This is a genomic window from Ruminococcus sp., assembly GCF_017650195.1.
Classification (GTDB): Bacteria; Bacillota; Clostridia; order Oscillospirales; family Ruminococcaceae; genus Ruminococcus.
The window spans coordinates 1-11,710 of the sequence record NZ_JAGCFH010000183.1 but is presented as its reverse complement, the minus strand read 5'-3'; the positions used below and the strand labels follow the sequence as shown (position 1 = coordinate 11,710).

Genomic DNA, 11,710 nt, shown 5'->3' with positions numbered 1-11,710 from the left:
GCAGAGGACAGTCCAACGCATATATCGACCGCGGAGCTGCTGTTGATGTGGGAGCTGACATTTATGAAAGAGGTCTCTGTCTCCCCAGTGATAATAAGATGACGCCGGAACAGCAGGATATCATAATCGAAATTATCAGGAACTGTTTTGAGTGATAAAAATGTTCAGGCATGAGGGAGGTTCAGTGACTTGTCCGTGCCGGGAACAATGTATAATTTATGTAAACATGCTATAATATGCTTTACCGATATTTAGAAAATCAATGCTTTCGGTCAGGTAAAGGACGCTGCTGGTTTCGGGTACCGTCTTTTAAGTACCGACGCTTTTGGCAGGCGAATACAGAAGTCCGCTTATAACGCAGAAAAATACTCGCAAAAGGTAAAACGTATGTAATAATCAGGAAAGGACGAAGATCAATGAAAGGCATAATACTCGCCGGAGGGTCCGGCACAAGACTGTACCCGCTGACAATGGTGACATCAAAGCAGCTGCTGCCTGTATACGACAAGCCGATGGTATACTATCCGCTGTCAACGCTGATGCTTGCAGGGATAAAGGACATACTGATTATATCCACCCCCACAGATCTCCCGAACTTTGAAAGACTGCTGGGCGATGGATCGCAGTACGGAATAAACCTCAGCTATAAGGTGCAGCCTAGTCCTGACGGACTTGCCCAGGCATTCATACTCGGAGAAGAGTTCATAGGAGACGACGCCTGCGCAATGGTCCTGGGAGACAATATATTCTATGGAAACGGCTTCGGCTCTATCCTTCGTGCAGCAAAGAGCAACGCTGAGGAGAAAAAGCGTGCAACGGTCTTTGGATACTACGTACCGGATCCGGAGCGCTTCGGAGTAGTTGATTTTGACAAGAACGGCAAGGCACTTTCCATTGAGGAAAAGCCAGCAGAGCCGAAGAGCAATTACGCAGTTACCGGACTTTACTTCTATCCCTCTGGAGTAAGTGCGAGAGCAAATCAGGTTAAGCCTTCGGCAAGAGGAGAGCTTGAGATAACAACTCTCAACGAGATGTATCTCCACGACGAGCTGCTTGACGTTCAGCTTCTCGGAAGAGGATTTGCATGGCTGGATACGGGAACAATGGACAGCCTTGCAGAAGCTACGAACTTCGTTCAGATGGTTCAGAACCGTCAGGGTATCGAAATCTCGGCTCCCGAAGAGATTGCGTTCATCAACGGCTGGATAGATGAGGCAGGACTTATGAAGTCTGCCGAAAAGTACGGGAAATCACCTTATGGCGCACATTTACGTAAGGTAGCTGAAGGAAAAATAAAGTATTAAGGAGTAAACTATGACAATTTTTGTGACCGGCGGAGCCGGATTTATAGGTTCAAATTTCGTATTTCACATGTTAAATACATATCCGGATTACAGGATAGTTTGTCTTGACAAGCTTACTTATGCAGGAAATCTCTCGACTCTCGAGCCTGTAATGAAGAATCCAAACTTCCGCTTCGTGAAGATAGATATATGCGACAGAGAAGCAATATACAAGCTCTTCGAGGAGGAGAAGCCGGATATCGTTGTAAACTTTGCGGCTGAATCCCACGTTGACCGTTCTATCGAGAACCCCGAGATATTCCTCCAGACAAATATCCTCGGAACACAGGTGCTCATGGATGCCTGCCGTAAGTACGGTATCCAGAGATATCACCAGGTATCCACAGATGAGGTTTACGGAGACCTTCCACTTGACCGTCCCGACCTTTTCTTCACAGAGACTACACCTATCCACACAAGTAGCCCTTATTCAAGCTCAAAGGCAGGTGCAGACCTTCTCGTTATGGCTTACAACAGGACCTATGGTCTCCCTGTGACTATATCAAGATGCTCGAACAACTATGGTCCCTATCACTTCCCTGAGAAGCTGATACCTCTTATGATAGCAAATGCTCTCGCAGACAAGCCTCTCCCTGTTTATGGTGAGGGACTCAATGTTCGTGACTGGCTCTATGTTGAGGACCACTGCCGTGCAATCGACCTTATCATACACAAGGGAAGAGTAGGAGAGGTATACAACGTAGGCGGACACAACGAGATGAAGAACATCGATATTGTTAAGCTGATATGCAAGGAGCTCGGAAAGCCTGAGAGCCTTATCACTCACGTTGAGGATAGAAAGGGCCATGATATGCGCTATGCTATTGACCCTACAAAGATACACAACGAGCTTGGCTGGCTGCCTGAGACAAAGTTTGAGGACGGCATAAAGAAGACTATCAAATGGTACCTTGATAACCGCGAGTGGTGGGAGACTATCATTTCCGGCGAGTACCAGAACTACTATGAGAAAATGTACGGAAACCGTGCAGAGGTGTGAGTAATGAAAGCATTTGTAACAGGCGTAGGCGGACAACTCGGACATGACGTGATGGACGAGCTGGCAAAGCGCGGTTATGAGGGTGTCGGAAGCGATATCCTTGAGTCGGTGGATACGGAATATCCCTATGTTCAGCTCGATATAACCGACGCGGAAGCAGTTGATAAGGCGATATCCGAAGTAAAGCCTGATATAGTGATACACTGCGCGGCATGGACGGCTGTGGATGCGGCTGAGGACGAAGAGAATCAGCCAAAGGTAAGAGCTATAAACGTGGACGGAACTCAGAATATAGCAAATGTCTGCAAAAAGCTTGACTGTAAGATGATATATATTTCCACTGACTACGTTTTCAACGGTCAGGGAACAGAGCCGTGGGAGCCAGACTGCAAGGACTACGCTCCACAGAACGTTTACGGACAGTCAAAGCTTGACGGAGAGCTTGCAGTTGCAAATACCATAGACAAATACTTCATCGTTCGTATAGCATGGGTATTCGGCGTTAACGGAAAGAACTTCATCAAGACCATGATAAATGTGGGAAAGACTCATGATGAGGTGAGAGTTGTCTGCGACCAGATAGGAACTCCTACATATACCCTTGACCTTTCAAGACTTCTTGTTGATATGGCGGAGACCGAAAAGTACGGCTACTATCACGCCACAAACGAGGGCGGCTATATATCTTGGTACGATTTCACCGTTGAGATATACAGGCAGGCAGGAATGTCAACAAAGGTAATCCCTGTTACTACGGTAGAATACGGACTCTCAAAGGCAGCAAGGCCTTTCAATAGCAGGCTGGACAAGACAAAGCTTGTCGAAAACGGCTTCAAGCCCCTACCTGTATGGCAGGACGCACTTGCAAGATATTTAAAGGAGATACAGTAATGGGACAGATAACAGTTGAGAAAAATGTCGGCGGGATCGAAGGGCTTTGCGTAATAACTCCTGCTGTACACGGAGACAGCCGCGGCTACTTCATGGAGACCTACAGCCAGCGCGATATGGAAGAGGCAGGAATTGATATTGTATTTGTACAGGATAATCAGAGTTGCTCAACAAAGGGCGTGCTGAGAGGACTGCACTTCCAGAAGCAGTATCCGCAGACAAAGCTTGTACGTGTTATCAGGGGTAGAGTATTCGACGTAGCAGTCGATCTCAGAAGCGGAAGCGCGACCTACGGTAAGTGGTACGGAGTAGAACTTACGGAAGAGAACAAAAAGCAGTTCTTGATACCCAAGGGATTTGCCCACGGTTTCCTTGTACTTACTGATGTGGCTGAATTCTGCTACAAGTGCGATGACTTCTACCACCCCAACGACGAGGGCGGACTTGCATGGAATGATCCGGAGATTGGAATAAAGTGGCCAGAGCTCACAGGAGAATATCCCGGCAGTGCTGACAGTGAGGGTTATGCTCTCGAGGATGGCACAAAGCTCAATCTTTCAGATAAGGACAAGAAATGGGATACCCTAGGTAATACCTTTAAGTTCTAAAATAAAAGGGACTGTAAAAAAACAGCCCTCAAAAACAACACGGTTACCTCTTCAAGTAAAATTTGAAGGGGTAACCGCTTTTTTTATGATAATTGTTGAAAACTACCCATTTTTTCTTTAAAAGAGGGTATAAAGATCAAGCACGAAGAAAAAATGCTTTTTTCGCGCTGATCAAGATCTATTTTATTGATAGTTGGGGCTGTTTTTTTATAGCCCCTTTTTTTTGTTATACTGATTTTACGCAGTTTCTTCCGCTGGATTTTGCGTTGTACAGTGCACGATCCATGCGGTTGAAGGCGTCGTCGAATGTGTCTAAGGAGTGAAGGTCGGTAACACCAATACTGCAGGTGATCTGACCGATGTTGCCGAAGTCTTCCTTAGCGATTGTGCATCGTATATCTTCTGCGTACTTAAGAGCTTCCTCCATGCTTACATCGTACCAAACGATAACAAATTCCTCGCCGCCCCAGCGTCCGAGAACGGCATTGTGTTCTCTTATGTAATCGGAAATGACCTTGGTGAATTTTACAAGAGTTACATCTCCTGCGGTATGACCGAATTTATCGTTTACGTGCTTGAAGAAATCAATATCCAGTATCATCAGAGAGATGTTCTTGTTTTCAGCCTTTTTCATAGTGATAGCGTTGCCAATCTCGGTTTCCATTCTTCCGTGGTTGAAAATACCGGTAAGAGAGTCTCGCGATGCGAGCTGCTCATATTTCTTCAGTGTCTGGAGAAGTTCCAGTGAATTCTCATGTATATTCTGTACCATGAATACAAATCGGAAGTCGTCGGCGTTACTTGTTTCGGCACGGCAGAATATGAGCTTTACCCATATATATTTGCCTTCTAGGTTCATCATAAGACAGTCAAAGGATGAGGTGCGTCCCGGAGCAAAGTTCTTTTTCAGGTACTCGGGATCCGTCTTTTCGAGGAAGGTCGGCTGATCTTTCTCGTCGATCATATTAACTATCATCATTCTCCAGTCGGAGTATTTAAGCTGCTGGTTTATTACCTCGTCGGATATCTCAGTAACGCTGATGCTGCTGGTGGTATCCTTCACTAGGTCTATATACATCGAGAAGAGGTATGTGTTCTGTATCGCAGCGACCTTTTTTGTCGTAAGTTCCTGATCAATGAACATACTCTTATCAAGCTCGTCAAGGATGAAAAGGTATACCTCTTCGTTTTCGATAGGATATATCGTCATCTGGACTATATGAGTGATATCGTCAACGCTTATATTTATTATTTTGCTGTATTTTCCCTGGAATTTACCTGATGTGGGTATGAATACATGATAGCCCTCTGCTACGGTTTCGTCACTGTTGTTGAAGTGATACCAGAGCTTCTCGATAAGGTCCTTGTAGCGTCCAGTGTCATCTATAAAATCGGTAAAGATACCGCTTTTGGAAAGTACCTTATATTTGTCGGCTGCGCCGTCAGCGATAAATATGGCATCTACGCTTGTTTTTATGTATTCAATGGCATTTTCATACGAAAAGGTATCAATGTTTATTTTGTTCATAAAACGGTCTCCCCCTAAAAATGTAGAATATTCATTGGATCACAGCGGAAAAGTTGCTGAGATCCGGCGGTTTTGTCTTAGGAATTACAAAAAAACTCTTTTAAAAGAGATTACAAAATACCAATATTATAATAGCATATATTTGCATACAAATTGAAAACAAATTATGAACAGCAAAGGACGAGACGGATTATTTGTTGCTTTTACCAATTTGAAGGGGGATGGATTGGTAAAAATGCCGGTTAAACTATAAGGTTTCGGGAACCAAGGTATAAATATATAGTATATAATTTATATTGACAGAGTTAAATGAAAATGGTATAATATGACAAAGACTCTGACTGAAAGCTTACAAGGGGGATAGCTTATGGATTTTGAAAAAATGCTTGAAGGATACAAAAACAAGACCTGCATTATTTCGATAGAACGTTTTTCTGATGGTACCTGCGGTAATATCCGTATAGCCGCCGGCAACAAGGCTCACTGCGACGAGTTCTATTCGCTGATGAAGCGGGATTTCGAGCCGGGAATACCTTATGACGAATTCTATCCAAAGGATATGAACTATGAGGACTATTGCTATCGCTGCGCTTTCCTCGGACAGTCTATACATACCTATGTAAAGGTACAGCAGCTTGGAGTGTGGGTGGATCTGTATCTTCTCCCTTTGAAATCAGATAAGGAGGATACGGGCTACTGCCTACTATCATACGAAGTAACTCCAAAGGCTGATACGGATATAATGTCGCATCTGTCAGCTGATACCTCGTCTAAGGTAATAAAGACCTGTATCAAGCTGCGCGGCTCGGATAATACTGCAGAGACATTCTACGATGTAATAGAGGATATCAGGCAGATATGTGATTCGGATCACTGCTGCATACTCCTTGTTGATGAAAGAGAGCGCAGGTGTACTACTCTTTGTGAATCTTTGCGTCCTGACTGCGATTTGCTTCCAATGGACTCCTATCTTGATGATAATTTTTACAATATAGCTTCGACATGGGATGATACGATTGGCGGAAGCAGTTGTGTAGTTGTCAAGGACGAGCAGGATATGAAATGGCTGTCTTCTGTGAATCCTTTGTGGTACAGGTCGCTTACGGACGCAGGAGTGAAAAGCATAGTTTTATTCCCGCTGGCGTATAATGGAAATACTCTTGGATATATGTGGGCGATAAACTTTAATGTGGACAATACAGTTAAGATAAGAGAGACACTTCAGCTCACTACATTTTTTATAGCTTCAGAGATATCCAATTACCAGCTCCTGCAAAGGTTTGAGATGTTGAGCTCCGCAGACGCTCTCACAGGCGTAAAAAACAGGAATACCATGAATAATATGGTGGACAGTGTTATCTGGGGAAAGCATAAACTGAGAATGCCATTTGCGGTCATATTTGCCGATCTAAACGGCCTTAAGCGAGTTAACGACGCTTATGGACACGGTGCAGGCGATAATATGCTGAAAACGGCGGCTTCTATGCTTAAGGAAGTGTTCTTTGACAGTGAGGTTTACCGTGCTGGCGGAGATGAGTTTATGATAATTGCGGCAGGAATAACGGAGGATGAGCTTGAAAAACGTCTCGATCAGCTGAAAAAACAGGCTGAAAGGACCTCTGATGTGCGATTTTCCATCGGTACCTGTTTCTGCGACAGCGGAAATGATATCCTCATGGCTATGAGGTATGCCGACGAAAAGATGTATGCTGACAAGGAGAGGTACTACCGGCAGCATCCGGAAATGAAATACAGGTGATAAACTGACATGATAAAGAAAACAGGCATAAAGAGCACACACAAATAATGCTCTCTATGCCTGTTTTGTTCTGTTTATATGACGGATCGAATTGTGTGTATGTCTGCATATTTGCACATAGCTTCAAAAACGGAGACTGGGGTCATTCGTGGGCTTTTAGTGATTCTCGAACTTCCATAAGGGCAAATCCGAGGATGTTCTGCCCCGACCACTTGTCGGCACGCTTCCTGCTGTCGTCGCGTAGGTCGATGCCGCACGCCCATATCTTGTCGTTTACGGCGCACTCTACAAGAAAAGCGTCGCCGGTGTCGAGGAGCTGCTTTTTCAGCTCAGGGTTCTGGGAGAACTTTGCATACAGTCCTCTTACAGCTATAAGCTGACGCCTTCCTGCCCATACACTGTCGATATAGTTTCGGGCGTTCCTGCCGATGGACTTCTGCCGTGCAACGTCATCTGTGGAAAGTATATCCTTTGCGGAAATACTGTCCCCAAAGCAGAGACATTTATTATACATTATGAACTGTTCCATTGAAGTAAACTTCATTCCGTCAACTGTAAAATCTGAGAGATACCAGTTGCTGAGAAAGCCGAATGGCTCGTTGGCATTGTGGAAGAAGTATGCTTCGTATACCTGATCTCCGATGGTGAGCTTGTCCGTGACCTCAGTATCCCCAGTGCTGCCGTCGCCGGATTTGCAGCCGCAGGGAGATATACCCAGTTGCTTCATGATATCGTTTCCCATATCAAAAAGCTCGTCGATTATCACTGAGAATACAATCTTGATATCGGAATCCTCATTCTTCTGGAAATCACAGCAGGCAGTGAGAGCAGTCTCCCATGCAGCTTTCTGGGGATAGCCGTATATGCCCGCCGAGACAAGAGGAAAGGCGATAGATTTGCAACCATTTCCCTTTGCAATCTTGAGGGATTCATAGTAGGTGCTGTAAAGCTGCTTTTCCTCGTCTTGATCGCCGCCTCGCCAGATAGGGCCTACAGCGTGGATAACGTATTTAGCCTTAAGTGCAAAGCCGGGTGTGATTACAGCCGAGCCTGTATTGCAGAAGCCGATCTTATCGCAGGCGTCCTTAAGCTCCGCATAGCCAGCAGCCGAGAATATAGCTCCGCATACGCCGCCGCCTGCTGAGAGGTGGTTGTTTGCAGCGTTAACGATAGCGTCGGTTTCAAGACTGGTTATGTCGGCTTTTACGATAGATATATTTTTCACTGTATTCCCTCCGTCTCTGATACATCATAATTAGGATCTCGAAATTTATAGCCGATGAACTGCCTCAGCGCTCATCGGTGATACATTTATTATACCATTCAGGCAGAAGAAAATCAATAGTCTGAGGACATTAAGTTCAAAAAAGTTGTTAGTCAAACACATCATGACATGAAATATTTACAAAAAAACTGATGAAACGTATTGACCGGCATAAAATAATCATTTATAATGATTATAACGGCAGGGGGACTTGCCGGAGGCGTATACAGCGCCGTACCTTTGAGGTATGGCAGCTTATTATCAGGGAGGGTACATATTATGAGAGTAAAGAAAGCATTCAGATCAGCCGTGGCTGCTTCGGTTGCAGCGGCAGGGCTTGTAACGCCTGCGCTTGTGAGCGCGGAGTCGGTCGGCTGTCTCGGTCAGAGCACTTTTGACGAGGGGATAGGTCTGCCGTGGCATATATGCTCCACGTCGCCTGCCGAGCAGCAATTCAATATAAACGGCGGTACATACAATGTAACTATTGTCAATCCCGGCGGACAGGCAAGGGGCGGAGATTCTCGCTGGGATCTCCAGTTCAGGCATAAGGACATACATATCGTGGCAGGACACAAGTACAAGGTTCACTGGGAGGTAACTGCTTCGTGCGACGGAGAAATGTATACCCGTATAGGCTCCTCCAACAGGAATGAGGACGGCGTATGGCAGAACAACAGCGAGCTGTGGGGACAGGGCTGGAGCCCTGTGAAAATCGAAAAGGGAAATAATTCCTTTGACAGCGAGTTCACAGCCGAAAGGACTGCCGAGGTCGCCGAATGGGCATTTGAGTACGGAGGCGCAGGACCTTATCAGATGGTGGACTGCTTCCCAGAGGGAGCTTCCCTCAAATTTGACAATATGTATCTTGAGTGTGAGACATGCGGTGAGGAATATATCAGTGAGAGCGAAACGCCCTGTCTGTGGTCGGTGTCTGAGAAGTGGAATAATGACGATATCTACGGTATCATCACACCCCGGAGCGATGTCCGCATAAATCAGCTGGGATACTACAATAACAGCGTAAAGAAGGTTACCTACGCCACATCAGATGAAAAGCTGCCTGTTTCCTTTAAGGTGCTGGACAAGGACGGGAAAGCCGTTTATGAGAGCACAGGCGAGAAGACCGGCTTTGACGAGGACTGCGGAGAGTACTGCCAGATACTCGATTTCTCGGAGGTAAATGAAACCGGAACATACACCATAGTTGTGGATGATGAGGAGAACGTTTACACCGACAGTCTCAACGGCAAGACCTATAAGAAGTACATCAGCCCTGAGTTCAGGATAGGCGGCGATATATACGAGGGAGTTCTCACGGACGCTCTCAACTACTACTATCAGGACCGCTCCGGCAAGGATATAGAGGAAAAGTATATCACTTCCGGAGACAAGGCAAAGCTTGCCCACAGAGGCGGACATTCTCCCGATATGGCTTATGTGCAGAGCAGGTGGCAGAGATCTTACGGAAATAAATTTGATGGCGACGCCAAGGTCAGAATAGACGCGACCGGCGGTTGGTACGACCCTGAGACCCACAGCAAGAACGTTGTGAACGGAGCGAATGCCGTTTGGCTCATGCAGAATATGTACGAGAGATCGGTCGCAAAGGGCACAGACGGCAAGTGGAATGACGGGGAGACCATGAAGCTTCCCGAAAACTCATCGGACAGCGGCTATCCGGATATACTTGAGGAAGCAAGATATGAGCTTGAATTCATGTTCCGTATGATAGTTGATCCCGAAAAGGACAGTATCTGGGGCGATGAATGTGAGAATCTGGTCTATCATGATGTGCGTGACAGCAAATATATCGGCTTAGCTGTAAGTCCTTATGATTATGAGAAGATATACAGAACGACACGTATAGTGGATCCGCCTACTTATGCGGCGACATTCGGCATGATAGCCTGTGCGGCTCAGGCTTCACGTCTGTGGAAGGGCATTGACGATGAATTTGCGGCAAAGTGCCTTGAAACTGCCGAGAAGTCATGGGAGGCGGTCTATAATAAGCTCTCAGAGTGGCATGGCAGAAACGGCGACTGGTCGAAGAACAGTCAGTTTGCGCCTAATATGTACTATGTGGGCACCAACAGCTGGGACAACATCGTAGTTGATGACGAAGCCTACTGGGCTGCCTGCGAGCTTTTCTCGGCTACGGGCGAGGACAGCTATTATGATTATTTGAAGGACTATAAAACTGATTCGGGGGACGTTCATAACAAGGCTTTCGATGTTACGGTAGCTATCGGGGTGAATTATGGCGGTTATTCGTTTTCTTCCTTTAACAATGCGGATACCGCTGCTCTCGGAACCCTGTCCCTCTATCTTAGCGATAAAATATCCGCTGAAGACAGAAAGACCATAAAAAACAGGATAGAACAGGCTGCGAAGGAATATACTGACCGTGAAAACTATTCTGAAAACAGCATGGGCGTGCCCTATAAGCCGGTTCAGTATATTGAAGATTTGAGCGGTCTGCCTTCCAAGTCTATAAACGGCTATGAATTTGACTCAAACGGCTTTGTGGTCAATAATGCGGTGATAATGGCTTATGCCTACGATATAACTGGTAACAGCGGATATCTGAACGGCGTTTCAAAGGCTATGGACTATATCTTCGGCAGGAACGGTCTCGGCATATCTTATGTTACCGGCTACGGCAGCCGCCATATAAACAATCCCTGCCACAGATACTGGATAAACGAGAGCGACAGGAGCTATCCTGTGGCTCCCTCGGGAGTTATGGTGGGAGGCGCAGCCTCGGGACTTGTTGACGCATACGTGGGCGGACTTGGTATGCGACGCGGAGAAACAGCTCCTCAGAAGTGCTATGTGGATTCCGTTGAGGCGTGGTTCGAGAATACACCGTCCCTTGAGATGCAGGCTGCTCTTGCGTGGGATATATCCTTCCTTGAGGACGAGGCAGGAGGCGAGACAGCTACGACAACAACTACTACAACTGATATAACGATCACTACCACCACAACAACGACAGATTACCTGCATGAGCCCATTAAATACGGCGACGCAAACTGTGACGGCGATATAGACATGGGCGACGCGGTGCTAATAATGCAGAGCCTTGCAAATCCCAATAAATTCGGCATTGGCGGTACTGATCCCAATGCGCTGAGAACTCAGGGAGCGGACAACGCCGACGTTGACAACAGAGGTAACGGTCTTACCACAAGCGATGCTCTCCGCATACAGGAGTACCTCCTCGGAAAGATAAAGACATTTGTTGAGTAAAATATAATACTTATATAAGCGGATCATTTAACGGTGGTCCGCTTTTTGCATCCCGGCATATTTGT

At 46.1% G+C, this 11,710-nt stretch carries 8 protein-coding genes and 1 pseudogene; 7 read left to right on the top strand and 2 right to left on the bottom strand.

What is annotated here, in order from left to right; genetic code table 11:
• From J6U00_RS08585 to rfbC, 5 genes and pseudogenes are all read left to right on the top strand, one after another.
• A pseudogene (locus J6U00_RS08585) lies at nt 1-155 on the top strand (aminotransferase DegT); the annotation flags it as partial.
• A gap of 261 nt (nt 156-416) precedes the next feature.
• Nucleotides 417-1,304, top strand: a complete 888-nt coding sequence (gene rfbA / locus J6U00_RS08580) for a glucose-1-phosphate thymidylyltransferase RfbA (protein ID WP_296581015.1) — start codon at nt 417-419, stop codon at nt 1,302-1,304.
• Nucleotides 1,305-1,314: 10 nt separating this feature from the next.
• Nucleotides 1,315-2,343: a dTDP-glucose 4,6-dehydratase gene (rfbB, locus tag J6U00_RS08575; RefSeq protein ID WP_296581013.1), complete on the top strand. Its 1,029-nt coding sequence runs from the start codon at nt 1,315-1,317 to the stop codon at nt 2,341-2,343.
• Nucleotides 2,344-2,346: 3 nt separating this feature from the next.
• Complete coding sequence (gene rfbD, locus J6U00_RS08570; protein ID WP_296581011.1) at nt 2,347-3,234, top strand: dTDP-4-dehydrorhamnose reductase; 888 nt, start codon at nt 2,347-2,349, stop codon at nt 3,232-3,234.
• Nucleotides 3,234-3,842 (top strand): dTDP-4-dehydrorhamnose 3,5-epimerase, encoded by a 609-nt coding sequence (rfbC, locus tag J6U00_RS08565; RefSeq protein ID WP_296581009.1) that lies wholly within the window; start codon nt 3,234-3,236, stop codon nt 3,840-3,842. Before rfbD ends, rfbC begins: the two co-directional genes overlap by 1 nt.
• A 226-nt stretch (nt 3,843-4,068) precedes the next feature.
• On the opposite strand, the gene J6U00_RS08560 is transcribed toward rfbC, so the two are convergent.
• Nucleotides 4,069-5,370, bottom strand: a complete 1,302-nt coding sequence (locus tag J6U00_RS08560) for a GGDEF domain-containing protein (protein ID WP_296581007.1) — start codon at nt 5,368-5,370, stop codon at nt 4,069-4,071.
• Between the two features lie 367 nt (nt 5,371-5,737).
• Here J6U00_RS08560 and J6U00_RS08555 point away from each other — a divergent pair, with 367 nt between their 5' ends.
• Nucleotides 5,738-7,129, top strand: a complete 1,392-nt coding sequence (locus J6U00_RS08555; protein WP_296581005.1) for a sensor domain-containing diguanylate cyclase — start codon at nt 5,738-5,740, stop codon at nt 7,127-7,129.
• A 142-nt stretch (nt 7,130-7,271) separates the two neighbouring features.
• On the opposite strand, the gene J6U00_RS15180 is transcribed toward J6U00_RS08555, so the two are convergent.
• Nucleotides 7,272-8,354: an NADAR domain-containing protein gene (locus J6U00_RS15180; RefSeq protein ID WP_365718541.1), complete on the bottom strand. Its 1,083-nt coding sequence runs from the start codon at nt 8,352-8,354 to the stop codon at nt 7,272-7,274.
• A gap of 318 nt (nt 8,355-8,672) precedes the next feature.
• Between J6U00_RS15180 and J6U00_RS08540 the strand changes: the two genes are divergently transcribed.
• Complete coding sequence (locus J6U00_RS08540) at nt 8,673-11,645, top strand: glycoside hydrolase family 9 protein (protein ID WP_296581004.1); 2,973 nt, start codon at nt 8,673-8,675, stop codon at nt 11,643-11,645.
• The last annotated feature ends 65 nt before the right edge of the window (nt 11,646-11,710 follow it).

Coding starts and splice junctions, on each gene's coding strand:
- rfbA (WP_296581015.1), top strand. CDS start 417: ATGAAAGGCATAATACTCGCCGGAGGGTCCGGCACAAGACTGTACCCG.
- rfbB (WP_296581013.1), top strand. CDS start 1,315: ATGACAATTTTTGTGACCGGCGGAGCCGGATTTATAGGTTCAAATTTC.
- rfbD (WP_296581011.1), top strand. CDS start 2,347: ATGAAAGCATTTGTAACAGGCGTAGGCGGACAACTCGGACATGACGTG.
- rfbC (WP_296581009.1), top strand. CDS start 3,234: ATGGGACAGATAACAGTTGAGAAAAATGTCGGCGGGATCGAAGGGCTT.
- J6U00_RS08560 (WP_296581007.1), bottom strand. CDS start 5,370: ATGAACAAAATAAACATTGATACCTTTTCGTATGAAAATGCCATTGAA.
- J6U00_RS08555 (WP_296581005.1), top strand. CDS start 5,738: ATGGATTTTGAAAAAATGCTTGAAGGATACAAAAACAAGACCTGCATT.
- J6U00_RS08540 (WP_296581004.1), top strand. CDS start 8,673: ATGAGAGTAAAGAAAGCATTCAGATCAGCCGTGGCTGCTTCGGTTGCA.